A 23179-nucleotide genomic window follows, 5' to 3' on the forward strand; every position below is an offset into this window, starting at 1 on the left:
CCTCAAGCCGCCCCGCAGGATGAGGGGTCTCGCCGGGGCGCGACGCCCCCGCCCCTCACGCCGCCTTCTTCCCCCGCTCGGCGATCTTCACGAGACTGCGCAGCACCTCGGTGGCGGTCTTGAGCCGGGCCGGGACCGTGTTCAGCTCGCGCACGAACACCACGCTCATGTCGGGCCGCACCTTCGCGAACGACGCCTGCTCGGCGACGAAGGCCACGAGCCCCTGCGGGTTGGCGTAGGAGCGGTCGCGGAAATGGACCACCACACCCTTCGGCCCGGCCTCGACCTTCTCGACGTTCGCCTTGAGGCACAGGATCTTGATCGTGCCGATCTTGAGGAGCTGCTCCACCTCCGGCGGCAGCGGCCCGAACCGGTCGATCAGCTCGGCGCCGAAGCTCTCCATCTCGGCATCGTCCTGGAGGGTTGCGAGCCGCCGGTAGAGCGCCAGCCGGACGCCCAGATCCTCGACGTAATCCTCCGGGATCGTGACCGGCGCGCCGAGCGCGATGGTCGGCGACCACGCCTCTTCGGGCACGTCCTCGATGCCGGCCTTGAGCGCCGTCACCGCGTCCTCCAGCATCTGCTGGTAGAGCTCGTAGCCGACCTCCTTGATGTGGCCCGACTGCGCGTCGCCGAGCAGGTTGCCGGCGCCGCGGATGTCGAGGTCGTGGGAGGCGAGCTGGAAGCCCGCGCCCAGCGTGTCGAGGCTCTGGAGCACCTTGAGGCGCTGCTCGGCCTGGGCGGTGAGCTGGCGGTTCGCCGGGGTCGTGAACAGCGCGTAGGCGCGCGCCTTCGAGCGGCCGACGCGGCCGCGCAGCTGGTAGAGCTGGGCCAGACCGAACATGTCGGCCCGGTGCACGATCAGCGTGTTGGCGGTGGGGATGTCGAGGCCCGATTCCACGATCGTGGTCGAGAGCAGGACGTCGAACTTGCCCTCGTAGAACGCCGTCATCACGTCCTCGAGCTGGCCCGCCGCCATCTGGCCGTGGGCCACCGCGACCTTGATCTCGGGCATCTCGGCATCGAGGAACTTTTTGACCTCCGCCAGGTCCTCGATCCGGGGCACGACGTAGAAGGACTGGCCGCCGCGGTAGCGCTCGCGCAGCAACGCCTCCCGGATGGTCAGGGGGTCGAACGGCGTCACGAAGGTGCGCACCACGAGCCGGTCGACCGGCGGCGTGGCGATGATCGACAGTTCCCGCACCCCGGTCATGGCGAGCTGGAGCGTGCGCGGGATCGGCGTCGCCGACAGCGTCAGCACGTGGACGTCCGCCTGGAGCGCCTTCAGCCGCTCCTTGTGGGCGACGCCGAAATGCTGCTCCTCGTCCACGATGATCAGGCCGAGGTCCTTGAACGCGATGGTCTTCGCCAAGAGGGCGTGGGTGCCGACCACGATGTCGACCGTGCCGGCGATGAGCCCGGCGCGGGTCTGCTTCATCTCCCCCGCCGAGACGAAGCGGGAGAGCTGCGCCACCTGGACCGGCAGCCCTTTGAAGCGCTCGGCGAAGGTCCGGTAGTGCTGGCGGGCCAGCAGCGTGGTCGGGACGATCACCGCCACCTGCTTGCCGGAGATCGCCGCCGCGAAGGCGGCGCGGAGCGCCACCTCGGTCTTGCCGAAGCCGACATCGCCGCAGACCAGCCGGTCCATCGGGCGGCCGGCATTGAGGTCGTCCAGCACCGCGTCGATGGCGTTGGCCTGATCCTCGGTCTCCTCGAACGGGAAGCGGGCGGCGAACTCGCCGTAGAGCCCCTCGGGCGCCTGCAGGGACGGGGCCTTCCGGACGAAGCGCTGGGCCGCGACCTTGATCAGCTCGCCCGCCATCTCGAGGATGCGGCGCTTCATCTTGGCCTTGCGGGCCTGCCACGCGCCGCCGCCGAGCCGGTCGAGGGCGACCTCGGAATCCTCCGAGCCGTAGCGGGTCAGGAGCTCGATATTCTCCACCGGCAGGAGCAGCAGGCCGCCGGTGTATTGCAGCTCCAGGCAATCGTGCGGGGCGCCGGCGGCGTGGATCGTCTTGAGGCCCACGAACCGGCCGATGCCGTGGTCGGCGTGGACCACGAGGTCGCCGGGCTGGAGCGCCTGCACCTCCAGGATCACGTCCTGGGGCCGCTTGGCCTTGCGCTTCTGGCGGACCAACCTGTCGCCCAGGATATCGCCCTCGGAGACGACGGCGAGTTCGCCCGCGGTGAAGCCCGCCTCCAGGCCCCAGACGGCCACGGCCGCGTCGGTTCCGCGCTTGAGCGCGTAGACGTCGGTGAGCCGGGTGATCGCCACGGGCTTCCTCAGGCCGTGGTCGGTGAGCACGCCGCAGAGCCGGTCGCGGGACCCGTCGGACCAGGCTCCCAGGATCACGTGATGACCGGATCCCTGCAGATCGCGGATATGCGCCACCGCGGCGTCGAACACGCTGGCATTCTCGTCGGCCCGCTCGGGGGCGAAGCTCCGTCCGGCCTTGGCGCCGCAATCGATCACCGCGCGCTCGGACGATTCGGGCTGCGCGAAGGGCGTGAGCCGCGCCACGGTGGCGGTGCCGATCCGCTCCTTCAGCTCGTTCGGCGTCAGGTAGAGGGCGCGGGGCGGCAGCGGCTTGTAGGGGGCGACGCCGGCCTGCGGTGTCTTCATCGCGCCCTCACGGGCCTGGTAATAGTCCTGGACGAGGCTGATCCGCTCGGCGGCGGCATCCTCCACCTGCGGGTCGAAGACCAGCGGCACGCCGCCGAGATAGTCGAACAGCGTGTCGAGGTGGTCGTAGAACAGCGGCATCCAATGCTCGAGGCCGGCGTAGCGCCGCCCCTCGCTCACCGTCTCGTAGAGCCGGTCGTCCCGCGTCGCTGCGCCAAAACTCTGGATGTAGTTCTGGCGGAAGCGCCGGATCGTCTCGGTGGTGAGCTGGACCTCGCTCATCGGCATCAGGTCGAGCGAGCGGAGCTGCCCGGTGGTGCGCTGCGTCTCCGGGTCGAAGGCGCGGATCGATTCCAGCGTGTCGCCGAAGAAGTCGAGGCGGATCGGGGCCGGCAGGCCGGGGGGCGACAGGTCGAGGATGCCGCCGCGGACCGCGTACTCGCCGGTGTCGCGCACCGTCCCGGTGCGCAGGAAGCCGTTGGCCTCGACCCAGGCCACCACGTCGTCCATCGACACGACGTTGCCGATCGCCGCCGAGAACGCCTCCTTGGCGATGTGGGCGCGGGGCGGGACCCGCTGCACCAGGGCGTTGACCGTGGTGCAGAGGATGCGCGGGCGGTCCTCGGCCGAGCGGGTGCGGGCGAGGCGGGCGAGCGCCGTCATCCGGGCGGCGGCGACCGCCGTCGTCGGCGAGACCCGGTCGTAGGGCTGGCAGTCCCAGGCCGGCAGGCTCATCACGTCCATCTCGGGCGCGACGAAGCCGAGGGCCGCCTGGAAGGCCGCCGAGCGCCCGGAATCGCGCGCCACGTGGACCAGCACCGCCGGCGCGTCGACGGTGGGCGCCAGGGCGCGGGCGAGGTCGGCGAGCGCCAGCGCGTCGAAGCCCTCCGGGGCGTTCGCCAGGACCGGGCTGTCGCCGCGCTTGAGGGCGTCGATCGCCCGGGCGAGCGCGGAGGATTTCGGCAGCGCGAAGCGCGCGACCTGCGGCTTGGCGGCGGGGGCGGGGGGCTTCGGCTGAGGCTTGGCCATCGGGTCTTTCGCGGGGAGGCCCGCCGGGCGCGTCAGGGGTGGTGATCAGGTGGCGTTAGCCCATCGGGCAAGCGCGATAAAGCGATCCCGCGGTCACGGCTGAACGCACCCTATATGGCGGTTCTGCCGCAGCAGGGAACGGTTGTCGTCCTTGCGAGCGCAGCGAAGCAATCCAGGGGGGCGCCACGTCTCCGGGCGTCGCGCTGCCCTGGGTCACTTCGCTCCGCTCGTGATGACGGAGCGCGCTGCATCGGCCGAAAGCTGCGATGGGATGCGGTTGAAGCCCCCGGGCCCGCGCCCCTCAGGCGTCCGGCCCGACGATCTCCGCCAGCGCCGCCTCGACCCGGCCGCGGAAGAAGTCCGCGTTGGGCATGTGCTCGGTCATCGCGGCGGCGCGCGCCGTCGCCTGCCGCAGGATCTCGGCGCGGAGTGCCGGATCGGAGCGCTCCATCATCTCCAGCATGATGCGCACCACCAGCTCGGTGGCGATCGACCGGGCCGGGTGGTCGTAGTTGGGCTTCGGTTCGTCCATCGCGGGCTCTCTCGACCGGTCGCTCTCAGGAGTGGATCGGCGCGTCGTGCCGGTGGAACGCCCGCACCCGCCGCCAGACCGACGTGTCGTAGTTCGTGGGCGTCTCGACCTCGCCGGTCAGCCACTTGAACAGGTCGCGGTCCGGCACCTCGATCAGCGCCTCGAACTGGTCGAGCTCCGCCTCCGACAGGTCGCCGATCTCGGCATCGGCGAAGCGGCCCATGATCAGGTCCATCTCGCGGATGCCCCGGTGCCAGGCGCGGTAGAGGAGGCGGCGGCGGCGCGGATCGAGGTCGGCGCTCGTGCGGGTGGTGCCGGACATGGATGTCGGACCTCGGCTCAGGGAATCGCAGGGCCTAGATAGGCGTCCGGGTCCGGCGGATCCAGAACGGGGCCGCGGCCGGGCGGGTTACAACCGGGGCGCGAGAGGCCAAAAACGAATTGCCTCCGGCGGGCGGTCCGTTATCTCGGGCTGCAACGCCCCGGACGGGGCGGCGAGCGGGAGTCCAACGATGCCGAAGGCGATCCGGGTCTACGAGTACGGCGGTCCCGAGGTGATGCGCTTCGAGGACATGCCCCTGGCCGAGCCGGGCCCCGGGCAGATCCGGGTCAGGCAGGCCGCCATCGGCGTCAACTTCATCGACATCTACTTCCGCACCGGCGCCTACAAGTCCCCGCACATGCCCTACACCCCCGGCAAGGAGGGCGCCGGCACCGTCACGGCGGTGGGCGAGGGCGTGACCCAGTTCAAGGCCGGCGACCGGGTCGCCTACGGCTCGGTGGCGGACGGCTGCTACGCCGAGGAGCCGGTGATCCCGGCCTCGGCGGCCGTGCCGATCCCCGACGGGGTCGACGAGAAGACCGCCGCCGCCATGATGCTCAAGGGCCTGACCGTCGAGTACCTGCTGCACCGGACCTACGCGGTGAAGCCCGGCGACACGATCCTGTGGCAGGCCGCCGCCGGCGGCGTCGGCCTGATCGCGTGCCAGTGGGCCAAGCACCTCGGCGCCACCGTGATCGGCACCGCCGGCAGCCCCGAGAAGGCGGAGCTCGCCAAGCAGAACGGCTGCGACCACGTCATCCTCTACCGCGAGGAGGACGTGGCCAAGCGCGTGCGCGAGATCACCGGCGGCAAGGGCGTGCCGGTGGTCTACGACGGCGTCGGGCAGGCGACCCTGATGGGCTCCCTGGACAGCCTCGCGCCGCTCGGCCTGCTGGCGAGCTTCGGCTCGGCCTCCGGGGCGATCACCGGGCTCGACCTCGGCCTGCTGGCCCCGCGCGGCTCGCTCTACGTGACGCGCCCGACGCTCGCGACCTTCTCGTCGAACCGTGCCACCCTCGAGGAGGCGGCCGCCCGCCTGTTCAAGGTGGTCCGCGACGGCGCGGTGAAGATCGCGGTCAACGCCACCTACCCGCTGGCCGAGGCGCAGCAGGTGCACCGCGACCTCGCGGGCCGGGAGACCACCGGCTCGATCGTGATGCTGCCGTAGGGACCGACCGTGACGCCCGGCAACGCCGACCTGCTCCTCGTCGTCGACGTGCAGGTCGACTTCCTGCCGGGCGGGGCGCTCCCCGTCCCGGGGGGCGACGCGGTGATCGGCCCGATCAACGACCTCCAGCACCGCTTCCGGCACGTGGTGCTGATGCAGGACTGGCATCCGGCCGATCACGTCTCCTTCGCCGAGACCCATCCGGGGCGGGCCCCGTTCGAGACCGTGACGCTGCCCTACGGGCCGCAGGTGCTGTGGCCGCGCCACTGCGTCCAGGGCAGCCCCGGGGCCGCCTTCGCGCCGGACCTCGCCACCGACCGGGCGAGCCTGGTGGTGCGCAAGGGGCTGGATCCGCGGGTCGACAGCTACTCGGCCTTCCTGGAAGCCGACCGGGCCACGCGCACCGGCCTCGCCGGGGCGCTCCGGGAGCGCGGCATCACCCGCGTCGCCGTGTGCGGCCTCGCCACCGATTTCTGCGTCGCCTGGAGCGCGCTCGACGCGCGCGACGCGGGGTTCGACGTCCTCGTGGTGGCGGACGCGGTGCGCGGGATCGACGTGGACGGGTCGCTCGCGCGGGCCTGGGCGCGGATGGAGGCGGCGGGCGTCCGCCGGATCGCCGCGGCGGAGATCGGCTGAGGGCGTGCGGGGACCGGGAGGCGAACCGCCGCACGCCGCGCGGGAGACCGGCCCCGCGCCGACGCGTTGGCCCGACATCAGCATCCGACAGGAGCCTGCATGTCATCCAAGCACCCGAAGACCGACACGCCCACGGACGCCGACCTCAAGGGCAATCCCGGGATCGGCACCTCGAAGGGGATGAGCGGCGCCGACCCGGCGGATCTGCAGGCGGATTCGACCTTCGAGGGCGACGTCGACAACGAGACGAAGCTCGACGGCGGCGTCGACCCCGACCACCGGCCGCGCAAGAACGCGTGACCGAGAACGCGTGACCGGATGCCCGAGCCGGTGCGGCCCGGGTCGATCTCAGCGACTGCGCGCCGGCGCCTTCGGCCGCTGCGGTGCGGGGGCCGCGGGCCTGGCGCTCGGGCCGCCTGCCGGAACGTAGACCTGGGCCGGGCTCGCGGTGTAGCCCCGGAGTTGGGCCGCGTTGGCGGCCCCGAAAGCGGATGTGCCGTCCGCGCGGGCGGCGCCCGCCGCGAGGGCCGATAGAAGCGCGGCGGCCAGGGCCAGGCGGGCGTGCTTCGGCATCGACAGGGTCCTTGTGTTCGCGCGGGCTCGAGAAACCCTGATCCAGACCGGATCGCTCCGCTCTGCGATCGACCCGGCCTTCCCGACGTGCGGAACCGCACAGGCGCCGTGTCGTGCATGACGGCGGCGGCTCTATCGCTTTCCGGTTGATCGCTTCCCAACCGTCGTCGTTGCGAGTGGAGCGAGGCGATCCAGGGCAGCGCCACGCTGACCGATGTCCTGCTGCCCGGGGCCACTTCGCTGCGCCCGTGATGACGGAGCGTGGGCCTGCCCCGGAGGCCGTGTCAGAGCGCCAGCCCGAGCTGGAGCGGCGCCTCGGGCGCGTCCTGCGCGAAGCCCGACAGCGACACCCCGATCAGCCGCGCGCTGCGGCGCAGGGGGAACAGGCCGGCGAGCAGGTCGAGGCCGATCCGCTCCAGGGCGGCCCGGTCGGCCACCGGCACGGCGAGGGACTTCGCCCGGGTGACCTGCGCGAAATCCGAGAACTTGAGCTTCAGGGTCACGGTCCGGGCGCGCATGCCCTTGGCGTCGGCGCCCGCCCAGACCTTGTCGAACAGCGGCGCCAGCCGGGCGGCCAGGACCTCGAAAGCGGCGGTGTCGTCCGAGAAGGTGGTCTCGGCCCCGATCGACTTGCGCACCCGGTGGGCGCGGACCGGCCGCGCGTCGATCCCGCGGGCGACCGCGTGGTAGTAGGCGCCCGCGGAGCCGAAGGTCTCGCGCAGGCGCTCCGGCGTCCAGGCGCGCAGATCCGCCCCGGTCTCGATCCCGAGCCGCTTCATCTTCGCCTCGGTGACCGGGCCGACGCCGTGGAACCGGCCGATCGGCAGCGCCGCCACGAAGTCCGGCCCCATGGCGGGAGTGATGACGAACAGGGCGTCGGGCTTGCGGTGGTCGGACGCCACCTTGGCGAGGAACTTGTTGTACGAGACCCCGGCCGAGGCGATGAGCCCGGTGCGCTCCAGGATCTCGGCCCGGATCGCCTTCGCCACGGCCGTCGCCGTCGGGAGGCCCTGGAGGTTCTCGGTGACGTCGAGATAGGCCTCGTCGAGGGCCACCGGCTCGATGATGGCCGTGTGCCGGGCGAAGACCGCCCGGATCTCCTCGGAGACTGCCCGGTAGACCTCGAAGCGCGGCTTCACGAACAGCAGGTCCGGGCACAGCCGTCGCGCGGTGGCCGACGGCATGGCGGAGCGGACACCGAATTTTCGGGCCTCGTAGCTCGCAGCGGCCACCACCCCGCGCTCCCGGGAGCCGCCGACCGCCAGCGGCCGGCCGCGCAGCGACGGGTCGTCGCGCTGCTCCACGGAGGCGTAGAACGCGTCCATGTCGATGTGGATGATCTTTCGGAGCGCGACCTCCGGATCCATCGCCGCCTCGGGTCCCGACCAAGTTCCTGATCTGTTCCGAAAGACCGCGCGGGGCGGGCGGGGTCAAGCCGCGCCGGACGCGGCGTCAACAGGAGTCCGGTCCGCGCCCGTCATCGCGAGCGCAGCGCGACGTTCTCGAGCGCAGCGCATCCCTGGATTGCTTCGCTGCGCTCGCAAAGACGGGGTCTGCCGTCAGGCGACGCTGCCGTAGAGGTCGTAGGCCTCGGCCCGGTCGATCTTCACCGTGACGATGTCGCCGACCCGCACCGGGCGCCGGAAGGCGGCGTGGACGGTGCCGTCGATCTCCGGCGCGTCGGCCTTGGACCGGCCCCGCGCCACCCCGCCCTCGACGGAATCGACGATGACGGGCAGCCGCTTGCCGACCTTGGCCCGCTGCAGCCGGAGCGCGATGCCGTTCTGGGTCTCCATGAACCGGCGCTTGCGCTCGGCCTTCACCGCCGGCGGCACGAGGTCGCCCAGCGCGTTGGCGGTGGCGCCGGCCACCGGCTCGTACTCGAAGCAGCCGACGCGATCGAGCTTGGCCTCCTGCAGCCAAGCGAGCAGCTCCTCGAACTCGGCCTCGGTCTCGCCGGGGAAGCCGACGATGAAGGTCGAGCGGATAGCGAGGTCCGGGCAGGTCTGCCGCCAGCTGCGGATCCGGTCGAGCTGGCGCTCCTGGTTGCCGGGGCGGCGCATGCGCTTGAGCACGGAGGGGCTCGCGTGCTGGAGCGGCATGTCGAGGTAGGGGAGCACCTTGCCCTCGGCCATCAGCGGGATGACCTCGTCCACGTGCGGGTAGGGGTAGACGTAGTGCAGCCGCACCCAGGCGCCGAGCTCGCCGAGTTCCTTGGTGAGGTCGTAGAACTTGGCGCGGACCTGGCGGTCGCGCCACGGGCTCTCACTGTAGCGGATGTCGACGCCGTAGGCGCTGGTGTCCTGGCTGACGACCAGCAGCTCCTTCACGCCGGCCTTCACCAGTTTCTCGGCCTCGCGCAGCACGTCGGCGGCGGGGCGGCTGACGAGGTTCCCGCGCAAGCTCGGGATGATGCAGAAGCTGCAGCGGTTGCTGCACCCCTCCGAGATCTTCAGGTAGGCGTAGTGGCGCGGGGTGAGCTTGATCCCCTGCGGCGGCACGAGGTCGAGGAACGGGTCGTGGGCCGGCGGCACCGCCTCGTGGACGGCCGCCACCACAGACTCGTAGGCCTGGGGCCCGGTCACCGCCAGGAGGTCGGGGTACTTCTCGCGGATCTCCTCCGGCTGCGCGCCCATGCAGCCGGTGACGATGACGCGGCCGTTCTCCGCCATGGCCTCGCCGATGGCCGAGAGCGACTCCGCCTTGGCGGAATCGAGGAAGCCGCAGGTGTTGACGATCACCACGTCGGCGCCGTCGTGCCGCCGGGCCAGCTCGTAGCCCTCCGCGCGCAGGTGGGTGAGGATCCGCTCGGAATCGACCAGCGCCTTGGGGCAGCCCAGCGAGACGAACGAGATTTTCGGGGCGGCGCCGGGAGCGGGGCCGCGGGGAGCGGGCGTGGCGGTCATGGCATTCGGGTCGGACAGTCCGGCGGGGCGATCGGCCGCCCGGCGCGCGGGACCAGGAATTCGGGGTCGCGCTCCTATACAGGCTCCCGCGCCTCCGCGCGAGGCCGGCCGCCGCAGGGGTGCCCGGCCCTGCGCGCGAGCCTGAGCCCTGACAAAGATCCTATCGCTACGGCAAAGCTTTGCGGCCGGTTCCTCAGACCCCACATCAGGATTGGGCGGCGCGGCCCTGCGCCCCGGACACGGCCCGCCCGCGCGCGGCGGCGGGGCCTGCGTGGAACTGCCGCTTCCCCCGCGGCATCGCCTGTGCGACGGCAGCGCACGACGCACAGCTCGAGGATGGCGGCCCCGAACCCGGTCATGTGGACCCGAGAGATCCCCTTCATCGATCCCGTCGCGGCGGCGGCGCGGCTGCGCGCCCTGCCCGGGCTCGCCTTCCTCGACAGCGCCATGCGGCACGACCCGCTGGGGCGGCACTCGATCGTGGCCGCCGACCCGTTCGCGCGGTTCCGCTACCGCGACGGGCGCGCGACCCTCGACGGGAGGCCGGTGGCGGGCGGCCCGATGGCCGCGCTCCGGGCCTGCCTCGAACCCTACCGGCTCGAGGCAGGCCCGGAGCCGTTCCCCGGCGGGGCGATCGGGTACCTCGCCTACGACCTCGGCGCGGCGCTGGAGCGGGTGGCGCCGCCCGCCCGGCGGGCGGGGCTCACCGACGACATCGCGCTGAACCTCTACGACACCGCGCTGGTCGTCGACCACGCCGCCGGCACGGGCCGGCTCGTCGCCACGGGTTTCCCCGAGACCGCGCCGGACGCGCGGCGGGCCCGCGCGGAGGCGCGGCTCGCCCGCTTCGCCGACCTGCTCGGCGGCGCGGAGCCGCCGGTCCCGGCCCCTGCCCGGACGGCCCAGCCGCTCGCGTGGCGCTCGAACTTCGACCGCCAAACCTATGAAGAAGCAGTCGAAAAGGTCCGCACCTACATCCGGGCCGGCGACATCTACCAGGCCAACATCGCCCAGCGCTTCGTCGCCGACCTGCCGGCCGGCTTCGACCCGTTCGCCCTCTACCGGCGGCTGCGCGAGACCAACCCGGCGACCTTCGGGGCCTACCTGGAACAGGAGGGCCTGACCGTCGCCTCGTCCTCGCCGGAGCGGTTCATCCGCCTCGACGGACGGCACGTGGAGACGCGCCCGATCAAGGGCACCGCCCGCCGCCTCGACGACCCGGCGGCCGACCGGGCGGCGGCCGAGGCGCTCCAGGCCAGCGTCAAGGAGCGGGCCGAGAACGTCATGATCGTCGACCTACTGCGCAACGACCTGTCGCGGGTCTGCCGGCCGGGCACCGTCGCCGTGCCGACCCTGTGCGGCCTGGAGACCTACGCCAACGTCCACCATCTGGTGTCGGTGGTGACCGGCGACCTCCGCGACGGGCTCGACGCCCTCGACCTCCTGGAAGGGACCTTCCCGGGCGGCTCGATCACGGGCGCGCCGAAGATCCGCGCCATGGACATCATCACCGAGATCGAGGGCGACGCGCGGGAACTCTACTGCGGCGCCATCGGCCGGATCGGCTTCGACGGGGCGCTCGACACGTCGATCGCGATCCGCACCGTGTTCATGGACGACCGGCAGGCGGTCCTGCAGGCCGGGGGCGGGGTGACGCTGCTGTCGGAGCCCGGCCCGGAATACGACGAGACCCTGGCCAAGGCCGCCCGCGTGTTCGAGGCCTTCGCATGATCCTCGTCCTCGACAATTACGACTCGTTCGTCTTCAACGTCGTCCGTTACCTGGAGGAGCTCGGCGAGACGGTCCGGGTCGTGCGCAACGACGCGCTGGACGTCCCCGGCATCCGGGCGCTGGAGCCGGAGGCCCTGGTGGTCTCGCCCGGGCCCTGCACCCCCGCGGAGGCCGGGATCTCCCTGCCGGCGATCCGCGACCTGTCGGGCGCAGTGCCGATCCTCGGCGTCTGCCTCGGCCATCAGGCGATCGGCGCGGCCTTCGGCGGCACGGTCGCGCGGGCACAGCGCCCCCTCCACGGGCAGATGACGCCGATCGCCCATACCGGCGAGCGCCTGTTTTCCGGAATCCCGGCGCCGATGCCGGTCGGGCGCTACCACTCGCTGGTCGTGAATCCCGACCCCGACATGGAAAGACACCTCTCGGTCGACGCGGTCTCGCAGGAGGGGGAGGTGATGGCGCTGTCGCACCGAACCCACCCGACCTACGGCATCCAGTTCCACCCGGAATCGGTCCTGACCGAGGGCGGCCACGCCCTGTTCGCCAATTTCCTGGATCTCGCCCGCGCGTGGCGGGAGAGGCCGGAGGGGCGCCGCGATGCTGTGGCGTGACGGGGCGCTTCTGCCCGGAACCGCGGCTCCGCTCGACCACACCGACCGCGGCCTGACGCTCGGCGACGGCCTGTTCGACACCGCACTGGCGCTCGGCGGCCGCGTCGCCTTCGAGGACGCCCATATCGCCCGGCTCGTGGCCTCCGCGGAGACGCTGGGGATCCCCGCCGAGCCCGAGCGGATCCGTGCGGCCATGCGGGACCTCGCGGGTCAGGGGGAGCGGCTCGCGATCCGGACCACGCTGACGCGCGGCTTCGGCCCGCGCGGCCTGAGGCCGCCGGACGCGCCGAACCCGACCCTGTTCGCCACCGCGGCCGCGAGCGCCAGGGCCGCGTCCTTCGCGCCCCTGCGCCTGTGGCCGACGGCCATCGCCCGCAACGACACCTCCCCCGCCGCCCGCCTGAAGACGCTGGGCTATCTCGACGCGGTGCTGGCCGCCCGCGAGGCCGCCGCCGCGGGGTTCGACGAGGCGCTGTTCCGCAACACCCGGGGCCGCGTCGCCTGCGCGGGCACCGGCAATCTCTTCGCCCTGTTCGGCGCCAATCTGGTGACGCCCCCGCTCGGGGACGGCGTGCTCGCCGGCATCGTGCGGGCGGAGGTGCTGGGTCTCGCCGCCGGATGCGGGCTGCGGGCCGAGGAACGGTCGCTCGGCCTGCCCGATCTCCTCGGCGCGGAGGCCGTGTTCCTGACCAACTCCCTGCGGCTCCTGGCCCCCGTGACGGCCATCGGCGACACGGCCTTCCCGAGCGCCGGCCCGGGCGCCGGCCATCCGGCGGTGACCCGCCTCGTGGCGGCCCTGCGCGCCCGCGTGGCGCAGGCCTGCGGCGTCACGGAGGACGCGGTCGCGTGACCGAGGGAGCGATCGAGGCGTCAATCGAGACTTGGCGGCGCCGGCTGCGCTACGCGCTCGCGGCGATCTACGGGTTCATCGGCGTGGTCCACCTCGTGGCGACCGACGCGATGCTGCCGCTCATGCCCGACTGGGTGCCGCAGCCGCGGCTCGTCATCCTGGCGACCGGCCTGTGCGAGATCGCGGGCGCGATCGGCCTCCTCACCGGGCGGTTCCGCCGGGCGGCCGCGCTCGGCCTCGCCCTCTACGCGGTCTGCGTCTATCCGGCGAACCTCAAGCACGCGTTCGAGCACGTCCACGTCGAGGGCATCCCGGATTCCTGGTGGTACCACGGGCCGCGGCTCGCGTTTCAGCCGGTCTTCGTCTGGGCGGCGCTCTGGGCCGGCGGCCTGATCGACTGGCCGTTCGGCGGCCGCCGCGGGTCCGGACAGGGCGCGACCGAGATCTCCGGTGATCCGGCACGGCCGCCGAAAGATCCGGATCCCGACGCGCCGGCAACCATCCGCGAACCTTGATCACAGGATCCCGGGATCCCCGGATCCCGGCAGGCTTTGATCCCGGGATCCTGGCCGATCGACCGGCCGGAAGCCGCCGCGCGGGCCGGAAGACCGGTCGGCCCGGCGGCGATACGGGCGGACGACATGCCGAAGCGCCGCGACCCGGGCCGATCGCCCCCGCCTCCGCCGGACGCGGTGCCGGAGACCGTGCCGGACCGCGACGCGGTGGAGCGCGCCCTGGAAACGGTCCTCGACCGCCTGCGCCCGAAGCCGGGCGGCGCGCCGCGGGGCAGCCGGAAGCCGCGCCCGGACGGGGCGGGCGGCTGAGCCCCGAAAGGTTCCTCCACAGGGCGAAGATATCGCCCGGATACGGCGGGCCGGACCGGAGTTCCCCGGAGGACGCCGCCGAACACGGCGCGCGGACCCCAGCGGAGACAGACCGAATGGCCAAGCAGAAGACGCTGCAGGACGCCTTCTACGAGACCCTGAAGGACGTCTACTACGCCGAGAAGCAGTCGGTGAAAGCCCTCAAGAAATCCGCCAAGGCGGCGGAGCACGACGAGCTGCGCCAGGCCTTCGAGACCCACGCCGAGGAGAGCGCCCAGCAGGTGGAGCGCCTGACGCAGGTCTTCGAGATCATCGGCAAGCCGGCCCGGGCCAAGACCTGCGAGGCGATGCAGGGCATCGTCTCGGAGATGGAGGAGGATCTCGACGACTTCGCCGACAGCCCGGCCGCCGACGCGGTGCTGGCCGCCTGCGCCCAAGCGGTGGAGCACTACGAGATCGCCCGCTACGGCACCCTGAAGACCTGGGCGGCCCAGCTCGGCTACGCGGACGCCGCCCAGCTCCTGGACGAGACCCTGCAGGAGGAGAAGCGGACCGACGCGCTGCTCTCGAAGATCGCCGAGTCGATCAACGCCGCGGGCGAGCCCGGCGGGGCGGAGCCGGACGCGGAGCCGTCGAAGGGCCGGGGGAAGAAGGCCGCCTGACCGCGCACCGGCCGCGCGGGCGGGCCGGCGCCCCCGGGCGCCGGTTCGCCGCCGCCCCGCGGGGGCGTCAGTTCGCCGTCAGTTCGACTTCTCGATGGCGCTCAGCGGCGTCCAGTAGCAGCGATCCTGCGTGTCCTTCAGGGCGAGGCAGCCGTAGCTCATCGTCCGGGACTCGAGCCGGACCTCCTCGCCGGGCTTGAACGACCGGCACTCGCCGCTGGCGAGGCTGCCCTGCAGCAGCTGGCCGAACCCGGACTCGTCGCCCGCCATGACCAGCTTGAACAGGCGGTCCGTGACCTCCTGGGTGTGGCACCCGAACCGCTCCTGGAGGATCGTCTCGGCCGCGGCCGGCCGGGACAGGGCGGCGGTGACGGCGAGGACGGCGAGGGCGGGCAGGGCGAAGCGCATGCGCGGAACATATCCGCGCGCCGCGACGTGTCGAGCCCTCGCCGCGCGGGGGAGCCGCGGAGGATCGTCGCGGGGATCGCCGCGAAGGCAGCCGCGAAGGCAGCCGGCCCGGTCGGGCGGCGCGTCCGGGCGAGGGCCGATCCGCGCTACCCGGCGACGGGCCGGACCACGACGTCCTCGGCGTAGACGAGGGTTGCCATGACGCCGGACCGGATCCGATCGAAGACCGCGTCGAGATCCCCGACGCTCTGCATCAGCACGGCGCACGAGAGGGCGACGATCTGCGGGGTGCGCTCCGTCCCTTCGGCGAGGAACTCGCGGATCGCGTCGACGAGGGACGCGGTGGCGTCAGCCTCCGCGGAGACGTCGAGGACGTGCAGGCAATCCTGCCGCAGGGACACGAGATCGCCGTCCACGACCGAGACCCATTGCCGGTCGTGATCGTAGATGAGCCAGCGCACCGACCCCGCCGCCACGGGGGCCAGTCCCGCGAGGTAGCGCCGAGCGGCCGCGTCGTCGAACATGGCACGGGTTTATCGCCCGCCCGCCGGAACGCCAACGCGTCGGATCACCGTTTCGGAGCCCGACGGATCCGCCGCGACGAGCCGGCATCTCGGGCCGCGAGCGAGCGAGCGGGCAGGGCGGGGCGGGGCGGCCTGACAGCGCCGCTACGCCTGTCCCGCCGCCTCGTCGCGCTTGGCCGCCTGCCACGCCGCCTCCATGGCGGCGAGGTCGGAGCGGCCGAGGGCGCCCCCGGACGCCGCGAGATACCGCGCCATGGCGGCGAAGCGCCGCTCGAACTTGGCGGTGCCGTCGCGCAGGGCGGTCTCCGGGTCGATCCCGGCGTGCCGCGCGAGGTTCGCCACCGAGAACAGGAGGTCGCCGATCTCCTCGGACAGGGCCTCCGGGTCGCCCGCCGCCAGGGCCTCGGCGACCTCGTCGGTCTCCTCGCGGACCTTGTCGACGACCTGGGCGGCGTCGTCCCAGTCGAAGCCGTAGGCGGCCGCCCGCCGGGAGATCTTCTCCGCCCGGGCGAGGGCCGGCAGCGCCCGCGCGACGCCGCCGAGGGGGTCGGGCGCCGGGTCCGGCGCGAGCCCCGCGTCCCGCCGCTCCGCCTGCCGGGCCGCCCGCTCCTGCGCCTTGATCGCCGCCCACTGGGCCTCGACCGCCGCGGGGTCGCGCAGGGGCGAGCCGGCAGGCAGGGGCGCGCCGTCCGGGGTGAAGACGTGGGGGTGGCGCCGGACCAGCTTGTCGCCGATGGCGCGGGCCACGTCGTCGAACGCGAAGGCGCCCCGCTCCTCGGCCATGCGGGCGTGGAACACCACCTGGAGCAGCAGGTCGCCGAGCTCGTCGCGCAGGTCGCCGAGGTCCCCCCGCGCCACCGCGTCGGCGACCTCGTAGGCCTCCTCGATCGTGTAGGGCACGATGGTGGCGAAGCTCTGCGCCACGTCCCAGGGGCAGCCGGCGACGGGATCGCGCAGGGTCGCCATCAGGCGCAGGAGCCGGCCCAGGGGCGCCTCCGCGGCGGGATCGGCGTCCCGCCCCCCGCTCGCCCCGGACCGGCCCGCGTCGCGTGTCTCGCTCATGCGGACGGGGTTAGAGCATGGCGCGGCGCAGGGAAATGCGTCTCGCGGATCGCCGGTCCTCAGCGTCGGTCCTCAGACCCGGCTCGGGTCGCGCTCGCGCACCTGCTCGGCCTGCAGGCCGTTCAGGTAGCCGGTGAGGCGGCCGCTGACCGCCGGGTCGGCGCACTGCACCCAGAGCGGCGCCGGGAGGGCGCGGACGGGCAGGCGCAGCAGGAAGGCCTCGGCCGAGAGGGCCGCCTCCCGCTCGGAGGCGGCGGCCAGGAGGCGCGCCCCCGCCTGCGTGCCGATCAGGATCGCGATCGTGCTCATGGCAGCTCTCCCGGCAGCTCGCTCGGCCGCGCTCTCGGCCGCACTCTCGGCCTCTCCGGGCCGCGCCCGTGCGGGACAACGGCGCGCGGGCCGCGGGCGTTGCACGGCGCGCCGATCCGCGCGGGTTCCGTCGGGGCCCTCAGCTCGTCGGTCGGACGCAGAGCGGCTCCCGGGCCAGCGCCAGGGTGAACGACCACAGGATCCGGCCGAGGGAATCGGTCAGCACCGCCCCGGTCAGGAGCATGTTGGCGGCGGTCCGGCACAGGTCGCGGGCGCGGCGGATCGCCGCCTCCGCGTCGTCCGCCTCCAGGCGGTCGCTGGCGAAGGCGAGGCCGCAGCGGCCGTCCGCGTGCTCGAGGGTGCGTCGGAGGTGATAGGCCGGCATCGCTTGGACCACCGCGAGGCGAATCACCGGCCGCCCGCGGCGCGGGCGGGAGCCGGCTGGCCAAGCTAGCGGCCCGGCGCGGGCCCGCGACTGATCCAGATCAAGCCGACGCGCATCCGCCGCCGTCCGGTCACGTCCCGGTGTCGCAGGCTGTCGCAGGGTACGCCCGCCGCCGCCGGCCGCTGCGGGAGGTCCGCGCGAGGCCGTGCCGGGTCTTGTTCCAGCGCAGCGGCGCCCGGACCAGCTCGATCAGCGCCAGCCACGCGGCGAGGCTGACCAGCAGGAAGTAGACCGGCATCCACGGGACCGACCGGGCGAGGTCCCCCCAGCCGCGCCGGGCGCAGCCGACGAGGGCGGGCAGGACCAGGGCGGCGAGCCCCGTCCCGAACAGCGTGATGGCGAGCCCCGTGGAGAGGTTGTCCAGGAAGACGGGGGCGGCCGGGATGTCCCGGACCAGGAAGGACCACGCCGCCGCGGCGAGGCAGGCCGGGTAGGCGAGCGCAGAGACCACCGTCCCGGGGACCAGGGCGGCGGCGCAGAGCGTCTCCAGGCCGCCGAGCCTGCGGGCGTTGGCCAGCGGGTGCCGCCCGTGGGTGAGGCTCGTCTGGACCAGGCCCTTCAGCCAGCGGGTGCGCTGGCCGAGCCAGGGCCCGAGGCGGGCCGGCGCCTCCTCGAAGGTAGGGCTGGGAAGGTCGCCGACGGTGTAGCCCGCCAGCGCGAGGCGCAGGCCGAGATCCGCGTCTTCGGTTACGTTGTGGGCGTCCCAGCCGTGCAGAGCCCGCACCACGACGGTGCGCAGGTGCATCGAGGTGCCGCCCAGCGGGACCGGCAGGCCGCAGCGGGCGAAGGCCGGGTTCAGCACGTCGAACAGCCCGGCATATTCGAGGGCGAAGGCACGGGCGAGGCGCGAATCGCCGGCATTGTCGATCACGAGCCGCCCCTGGAGGCAGGCGGTCCGCGCGGGCAGGCGCGCGAACAGGGCGGCCGCCAGCCGCAGTTGCCCGGGATCGGGCACGTCCTCGGCGTCGTAGACCGTGATCAGGGTGCCGCGGGCCAGCGGCAGCGCGGCGTTGAGCGCCCGCGGCTTGGTGCGCGGGCCGCCCGGCGGCACCGTGATCACCTCGAACCGGGCCGGGAGGGTGTCGCGGGGGAGGGCCGCGGCGGTCTCCGCGTCGTCCGCCTCGAGCAGCAGCTTGATGTCGAGCTTGGCGGCCGGATAGTCGAGGGCGGAGAGCGCCCTGAGCAGGTCCGGCACCACCGCCGCCTCGCGGTGGAGGGGGACGAGGATCGTGTAGACCGGCAGGTCGGCCTCGGCGAGGGGCACCACCGCCTCCGCGGCGACCGGAGCCGCGATGGCGAGGGCCGCGATCCGCAGGGTCGCCATGGCCAGGAACAGGACCTGCCCGGCCGTCATCACCGCGCGCGCCAGCGGGGCCGGCAGCGCCGCGCACAGGCAGAGCGCGGCGGTCCCGCCGAGGGCGAGGACCAGCAGCCAGCGGAAGGCCGGCTCGGGGGCGGCCGCCCACTCGGGGCCGTGCCGCCGCAGGTCGTGCGCCGCGTGATCCGCCACCTGCCCGGGCACGGACGCGAACACGGCCTCGCGCAGGCGGGTAGGGCTGGTGATCGCCGGCACGGCGGCGTGGCCAGCGGCGCGGCCGGCGGCGTCGAGGAGGTCCGCGATCGCCCGCCCGCGGGGCGCCAGGACCCAGGGCGCCACCGCGCCCGGCGCCAGCGGCGCGAGGCCGGCCACGAGGCTGTCGGGGAAGCGCAGGCCCAGGCCGAACGGGATCGGGCCGTCGAGGTAGGGGGCGCCGAGCGCCCGGGCCAGGGCCGCGTAGTAGGCCGATTCCGCGATCAGGCCGGCATTCATCAGCGCGGTCGCCGCGTCGGTCCCGGCCGCGGTCGCCGCGGCGGCGGCCCGGACCAGCAGCCGCGCGTCGACGCCCTCGTCCAGCAGGAAGGCGATCTCCGGCGGCAGGCCCTCCGGCCCCGCGGGCGGGCGCTGGAACGACACGCCGCGCGCTCCCCCGGCGGCCCGAGGACGTGGTAGAGGAGGGGGGTGAGCCAGTCCCCGCCCCCGCGCTCCGAGAGGAGCACCGCCCCGTCCCCGTCGTCAAGAGGCGATAGGACAGCCATCCCATCCCGGATCGCGGCGGCCGCGGTCGCGGCGCTCCTCGCGGGGCCGGCCGCCGCCGCGGCGCCCCCGGCCGCGCCGGCCACGGGCGTCACCGCCACCCCCGTCGTCACGATCCCGGATTTCTGGAACCCGCGCAGCCGGGGCGAGCGCGTGGAGGCGCCGCAGACCGGCCGGGCGGTCCGCTTCCTCACGGACGACGAGTTCCCGCCGCTGCACTTCGCCGGCCCCGACGGCAACCCGACGGGCTTCGTGGTCGAGCTCGCCCGGGCGGTCTGCGAGAAGCTGACGATCACCTGCACGGTGCAGGCGCGCCGCTTCGACACCCTGCTCGACGCCCTCGACGGCAAGCAGGGCGACGTGGTCGCGGCCGCCATCCCGCTGACCGCGTCCCTGCGGTCGCGATTCCTGGCGACGCGGCCGTATTTCCGCTGGCCGGCGCGCTTCGCGGCCCGGGCCGACAAGGGCCTGCCGGTCCCCTCCGCGGCGGCGCTCGTCGGCCGCAGCGTCGGGGTCATCGCCGGCAGCGCCCACGCGGCCTACCTCAAGGCGTTCTTCCCGAAGGCCGTGCCGAAGGACTTCACCGATCTCACGGCGGCCGAGAGCGCGCTCAAGCGCGGCGAGATCGACTACCTGTTCGCCGACGGCCTCAACCTCGCCCTGTTCGTCGGCGGCCAGGACGCGGAGAGTTGCTGCGCGCTCACCGGCGGCGACTACCTCGAGAACCGCTATTTCGGGGAGGGGATCGGCCTGATCACCCGCCAGGAGGACGCCGCCCTCTCCCGGGCGCTGGACGACGCGCTCCAGCGGGTCTGGGACGACGGCAAGTACACCGAGCTGTACCTGCGGTTCTTCCCCGTCAGCCCGTTCTGAGGGCTTTCGTCGCCACCAGGAATGGGGATCCTGCTGCCGGGCTTCGGTTGTCGGACGGCACGCGGACGGCACCGTGGCGGATCTGCTCGAGCAGGCGGTGGCGAAGGCGCGACCCGTCCCCGGATCTCCAGGACGAGAGCGCGCGGCTCATGCTGGCCTTCGCGGGGGACGAGGCCCCGGTCTACCGGTTCACCCCGGAGGAAGAGGCGGAACTCGACGAATCCGGGGCCGCCGAGGCGCGCGGCGATCGCGCCACCGATGCGGAGATCCGCGCCATCTGGGCCAAGGTTCGGCGCCGAGAACCTGTTCGACTCGGGACTTCCCCTCCTCGCCCTCTTCCTGAGGTGCCGCGCAGCGGCCTCGAAGGAGAGCTCCAGCCAGCGCAGCGGTCACTGGAGGGCTCCTTCGAGGCCTCCGCTGCGCTGCGGCACCTCAGGATGAGGGCGAGATTCGGAGATCCGGGATTCGCGATTCGGCCTGGCACGCGCAGGAAGCCGAGCGGATCGGGCGTGCGTCTGCCAAGCCGAAACCGGCCCACGCTGTCATAGGCCGCACGCACAGGCCTCACGCGCGAGCCCGCGATGGAACCCCGCATTGCACCTCCGGGCGTTCCGCTCCGATGCGAACCGCTCTAGGGTGCGCGCTCCCCAACGCGTTCAGCCCTGAAGATCGTCTCCAACGACATGCCCGCCGCTCCCCCAGCCCTGACCCTCGACGCCGACGTGATCGAGGCCGCCGCCAACGCCGCCGCCTGGCCCTTCGAGGAGGCGCGCAAGCTCGTGGCGCGGCTGGAGAAATCCGGCAAGACCGAGGTGCTGTTCGAGACCGGCTACGGCCCGTCGGGCCTGCCGCATATCGGCACGTTCGGCGAGGTCGCCCGCACCTCCATGGTGCGCCACGCCTTCCGGGTGCTCACCCGCGACGCGGTGCCGACCCGGCTGATCGCCTTCTCGGACGACATGGACGGGCTGCGCAAGGTTCCCGACAACGTCCCGAACCGGGAGATGCTGGCCGCGCACCTCAACCAGCCGCTCACCCGCGTGCCGGACCCGTTCGGCACCCACGACAGCTTCGGCGCGCACAACAACGCCGAGCTGCGCCGCTTCCTCGACGCCTTCGGCTTCAGTTACGAGTTCCGCTCGGCGACCGAGTGCTACCGCGCGGGCGTGTTCGACGCGACGCTGCTGCGCGTGCTGGAGCGCTACGATTCCGTGATGGAGATCATGCTGCCGTCGCTGCGGGCCGAGCGCTCGGCGAGCTACTCGCCGTTCCTGCCGCTCCACCCGGTTACCGGCCACGTGATGCAGGTGCCGATCGACGAGGTGAGGGCGGAGAGCGGCACGATCGTGTGGCGCGATCCCGCCACGGGCGAGCGCTACGAGACCCCGGTGACCGGCGGCCACGCCAAGCTGCAGTGGAAGCCCGACTGGGCGATGCGCTGGGTGGCGCTCGGCGTCGATTACGAGATGGCCGGCAAGGACCTGATCGACTCGGTCAAGCTCTCGGCCAAGATCGCCCGGGCGCTCGGCGGCGAGCCGCCGGAGGGCTTCAACTACGAGCTGTTCCTCGACGAGAAGGGCCAGAAGATCTCGAAGTCGAAGGGCAACGGCCTGACCATCGACGCGTGGCTCAAGTACGGCACGCCGGAATCGCTCGCCCTGTTCATGTACAACAAGCCGCGCGAGGCCAAGCGCCTGTTCTTCGACGTGATCCCCCGGCACGTCGACGAGTATATCGGCTTCCTCGACCGCTACGCCGGCCAGGACGCGAAGCTGCGGCTGGGCAACCCGGTCTGGCACCTCCACGCCGGCACCCCGCCGGAGCCCGAGCGGGTCGAGGGCGCGAGCCTGACCTTCGCGATGCTGCTCAACCTCGCGGCGGTCGCCAACACCGAGGATCCGGCGGTGCTGTGGGGCTTCATCCGCCGCTACGCGCCGCGGACCGGGCCGGAGACCCATCCGGGCCTCGACCGGCTGGTGAAGCACGCCCTGAAGTACTTCTCGGACTTCGTGCGGCCGGCCAAGACCTACCGGGCGCCGACGCCCGAGGAGCGGGCGGCCCTGGAGGACCTGTCGGAGACGCTGGCCGAGCATGCCGGCTCCACCGATCCCGAGGCCCTGCAGGCGGCGGTCTACGAGGTCGGCCGGCGCCACTTCCCCGACACGTCCGGCAAGGCCAAGAGCCCGGACGGGCGGCCCGGCGTGTCGCAGGCGTGGTTCACGAGCCTCTACAACGTGCTGTTCGGTGAGGCGCGCGGACCCCGGTTCGGCTCCTTCGTGGCCCTCTACGGCGTCGACGAGACCCGGGGCCTGCTCGCCTCGGCGCTGTCGGGGGCGCTGGTCGCCGAGCACGAAGCCTTCGCGGCCGGCAAGGCCGCCCCGGTCGCGTGAGGGCGCGATGATCGTCAACGATCTCGCCGCGCTGGAGGCGCTCTACAGCGCGCCCCTGGCGCCCGCCTCGACGGTGAAGGTGGCGGCCGCGATCGCGCCGGACTACGCGGCGCTGATCGCGGCCTCGCCCTTCGCGGTGCTGGCGACCGCCGGTCCCGAGGGGCTCGATTGCAGCCCGCGCGGGGACCGGCCGGGCTTCGTGCGGGTCGCCGACCCGCGCACGCTGATCCTGCCCGACCGGCGGGGCAACAACCGGATCGACTCGCTCCGCAACGTCGTGCGCGACCCGCGGGTGGCGCTGCTGTTCCTGATCCCGGGCTCCGGCACGACGCTGCGGGTGAACGGCCGGGCGGTGATCTCGGCCGACCCGGACCTGCTCGCCTCGTTCCGGGTCGACAGCCACGCGCCGCGCACCGCCCTCGTGATCACCGTCGCGGAGGTGTACTTCCAGTGCGCCCGGGCGATCATCCGGGCCGGGCTGTGGGATCCGGAAGCCCGCGTCGACCCGGGAAGCCTGCCGACGCCGGGGGCGATCCTGGCGGCGCTGACAGCGGGCGAGGTCGGCGGCCAGCGCTACGACGCGGAATGGCCGGAGCGGGCGGCCAAGTCGATGTGGTGAGGGTGGCG

At 73.3% G+C, this 23179-nt stretch carries 24 protein-coding genes; 12 read left to right on the top strand and 12 right to left on the bottom strand.

What is annotated here, in order from left to right:
• Positions 1–55: 55 nt before the first annotated feature.
• The 3 genes from mfd to ACX9MN_RS16775 all read right to left on the bottom strand — a co-directional run bounded on the left by mfd (position 56) and on the right by ACX9MN_RS16775 (position 4506).
• Positions 56–3652 carry a transcription-repair coupling factor gene (gene mfd / locus ACX9MN_RS16765; protein ID WP_489724965.1) on the bottom strand — a complete coding sequence of 1199 codons (3597 nt, stop codon included), beginning with the start codon at positions 3650–3652 and terminating at the stop codon, positions 56–58.
• A 301-nt stretch (positions 3653–3953) separates the two neighbouring features.
• Complete coding sequence (locus ACX9MN_RS16770) at positions 3954–4184, bottom strand: hypothetical protein (RefSeq protein WP_020093287.1); 231 nt, start codon at positions 4182–4184, stop codon at positions 3954–3956.
• Between the two features lie 25 nt (positions 4185–4209).
• A complete protein-coding gene (locus ACX9MN_RS16775; RefSeq protein ID WP_020093288.1) occupies positions 4210–4506 on the bottom strand; it encodes an FAD assembly factor SdhE in 297 nt (98 codons plus the stop codon).
• Positions 4507–4696: 190 nt separating this feature from the next.
• Here ACX9MN_RS16775 and ACX9MN_RS16780 point away from each other — a divergent pair, with 190 nt between their 5' ends.
• The 3 genes from ACX9MN_RS16780 (at position 4697) to ACX9MN_RS16790 (ending at position 6610) form a co-directional block, all read left to right on the top strand.
• Positions 4697–5674, top strand: coding sequence for a quinone oxidoreductase family protein (locus tag ACX9MN_RS16780; RefSeq protein WP_489724966.1), 978 nt, complete (start codon positions 4697–4699; stop codon positions 5672–5674).
• A 9-nt stretch (positions 5675–5683) separates the two neighbouring features.
• The gene (pncA, locus tag ACX9MN_RS16785; RefSeq protein ID WP_042672749.1) at positions 5684–6310 is read left to right on the top strand and encodes a bifunctional nicotinamidase/pyrazinamidase; all 627 of its coding nucleotides are present in this window, start codon (positions 5684–5686) and stop codon (positions 6308–6310) included.
• Positions 6311–6409: 99 nt separating this feature from the next.
• Positions 6410–6610: a hypothetical protein gene (locus ACX9MN_RS16790; protein WP_056523028.1), complete on the top strand. Its 201-nt coding sequence runs from the start codon at positions 6410–6412 to the stop codon at positions 6608–6610.
• 48 nt (positions 6611–6658) lie between these two features.
• On the opposite strand, the gene ACX9MN_RS16795 is transcribed toward ACX9MN_RS16790, so the two are convergent.
• The 3 genes from ACX9MN_RS16795 to rimO form a co-directional block, all read right to left on the bottom strand.
• Positions 6659–6883: a hypothetical protein gene (locus ACX9MN_RS16795; protein WP_091978295.1), complete on the bottom strand. Its 225-nt coding sequence runs from the start codon at positions 6881–6883 to the stop codon at positions 6659–6661.
• Between the two features lie 284 nt (positions 6884–7167).
• Positions 7168–8250, bottom strand: a complete 1083-nt coding sequence (gene dinB, locus ACX9MN_RS16800; protein ID WP_042672746.1) for a DNA polymerase IV — start codon at positions 8248–8250, stop codon at positions 7168–7170.
• Between the two features lie 192 nt (positions 8251–8442).
• Positions 8443–9789 carry a 30S ribosomal protein S12 methylthiotransferase RimO gene (gene rimO, locus ACX9MN_RS16805; RefSeq protein ID WP_091677493.1) on the bottom strand — a complete coding sequence of 449 codons (1347 nt, stop codon included), beginning with the start codon at positions 9787–9789 and terminating at the stop codon, positions 8443–8445.
• A 357-nt stretch (positions 9790–10146) separates the two neighbouring features.
• On the opposite strand from rimO, the gene pabB reads away from it, so the two are divergent.
• The 6 genes from pabB (at position 10147) to ACX9MN_RS16835 (ending at position 14467) form a co-directional block, all read left to right on the top strand.
• A complete protein-coding gene (gene pabB / locus ACX9MN_RS16810) occupies positions 10147–11520 on the top strand; it encodes an aminodeoxychorismate synthase component I (protein WP_489724967.1) in 1374 nt (457 codons plus the stop codon).
• Positions 11517–12131: an anthranilate synthase component II gene (locus ACX9MN_RS16815; protein ID WP_489724968.1), complete on the top strand. Its 615-nt coding sequence runs from the start codon at positions 11517–11519 to the stop codon at positions 12129–12131. Before pabB ends, ACX9MN_RS16815 begins: the two co-directional genes overlap by 4 nt.
• The gene (locus ACX9MN_RS16820; protein WP_489724969.1) at positions 12118–12981 is read left to right on the top strand and encodes an aminotransferase class IV; all 864 of its coding nucleotides are present in this window, start codon (positions 12118–12120) and stop codon (positions 12979–12981) included. The genes ACX9MN_RS16815 and ACX9MN_RS16820 overlap by 14 nt, the downstream gene beginning before the upstream one ends.
• Entirely contained in the window at positions 12978–13496 is a 519-nt protein-coding gene (locus tag ACX9MN_RS16825) for a DoxX family protein (protein WP_489724970.1), read from the top strand. The genes ACX9MN_RS16820 and ACX9MN_RS16825 overlap by 4 nt, the downstream gene beginning before the upstream one ends.
• Before the next feature lie 126 nt (positions 13497–13622).
• Complete coding sequence (locus tag ACX9MN_RS16830; protein ID WP_026604943.1) at positions 13623–13805, top strand: hypothetical protein; 183 nt, start codon at positions 13623–13625, stop codon at positions 13803–13805.
• A gap of 116 nt (positions 13806–13921) precedes the next feature.
• On the top strand, positions 13922–14467 hold the full coding sequence (locus ACX9MN_RS16835) for a YciE/YciF ferroxidase family protein (RefSeq protein WP_042672733.1): 546 nt from the start codon (positions 13922–13924) through the stop codon (positions 14465–14467).
• 78 nt (positions 14468–14545) lie between these two features.
• On the opposite strand, the gene ACX9MN_RS16840 is transcribed toward ACX9MN_RS16835, so the two are convergent.
• The 6 genes from ACX9MN_RS16840 to ACX9MN_RS16865 all read right to left on the bottom strand — a co-directional run bounded on the left by ACX9MN_RS16840 (position 14546) and on the right by ACX9MN_RS16865 (position 19169).
• Positions 14546–14875 carry a hypothetical protein gene (locus tag ACX9MN_RS16840; RefSeq protein WP_056523111.1) on the bottom strand — a complete coding sequence of 110 codons (330 nt, stop codon included), beginning with the start codon at positions 14873–14875 and terminating at the stop codon, positions 14546–14548.
• Between the two features lie 146 nt (positions 14876–15021).
• Positions 15022–15399, bottom strand: coding sequence for a hypothetical protein (locus ACX9MN_RS16845; RefSeq protein ID WP_056523114.1), 378 nt, complete (start codon positions 15397–15399; stop codon positions 15022–15024).
• 144 nt (positions 15400–15543) lie between these two features.
• Positions 15544–16461 carry a nucleoside triphosphate pyrophosphohydrolase gene (mazG, locus tag ACX9MN_RS16850; protein WP_489724971.1) on the bottom strand — a complete coding sequence of 306 codons (918 nt, stop codon included), beginning with the start codon at positions 16459–16461 and terminating at the stop codon, positions 15544–15546.
• A 72-nt stretch (positions 16462–16533) separates the two neighbouring features.
• On the bottom strand, positions 16534–16770 hold the full coding sequence (locus tag ACX9MN_RS16855) for a hypothetical protein (protein WP_020093304.1): 237 nt from the start codon (positions 16768–16770) through the stop codon (positions 16534–16536).
• A gap of 139 nt (positions 16771–16909) precedes the next feature.
• On the bottom strand, positions 16910–17155 hold the full coding sequence (locus ACX9MN_RS16860) for a hypothetical protein (protein ID WP_042672728.1): 246 nt from the start codon (positions 17153–17155) through the stop codon (positions 16910–16912).
• A 130-nt stretch (positions 17156–17285) separates the two neighbouring features.
• On the bottom strand, positions 17286–19169 hold the full coding sequence (locus ACX9MN_RS16865) for a glycosyltransferase family 2 protein (protein WP_427509450.1): 1884 nt from the start codon (positions 19167–19169) through the stop codon (positions 17286–17288).
• A 45-nt stretch (positions 19170–19214) separates the two neighbouring features.
• Here ACX9MN_RS16865 and ACX9MN_RS16870 point away from each other — a divergent pair, with 45 nt between their 5' ends.
• From ACX9MN_RS16870 to ACX9MN_RS16880, 3 genes are all read left to right on the top strand, one after another.
• Positions 19215–20162 (top strand): transporter substrate-binding domain-containing protein, encoded by a 948-nt coding sequence (locus ACX9MN_RS16870; RefSeq protein WP_489724972.1) that lies wholly within the window; start codon positions 19215–19217, stop codon positions 20160–20162.
• Positions 20163–20845: 683 nt separating this feature from the next.
• Positions 20846–22552, top strand: a complete 1707-nt coding sequence (locus ACX9MN_RS16875; RefSeq protein ID WP_489724973.1) for a lysine--tRNA ligase — start codon at positions 20846–20848, stop codon at positions 22550–22552.
• A 7-nt stretch (positions 22553–22559) separates the two neighbouring features.
• A complete protein-coding gene (locus ACX9MN_RS16880) occupies positions 22560–23171 on the top strand; it encodes a pyridoxamine 5'-phosphate oxidase family protein (protein WP_489724974.1) in 612 nt (203 codons plus the stop codon).
• Positions 23172–23179: the final 8 nt, after the last annotated feature.

This window comes from Methylobacterium sp. 1A, from assembly GCF_058072805.1.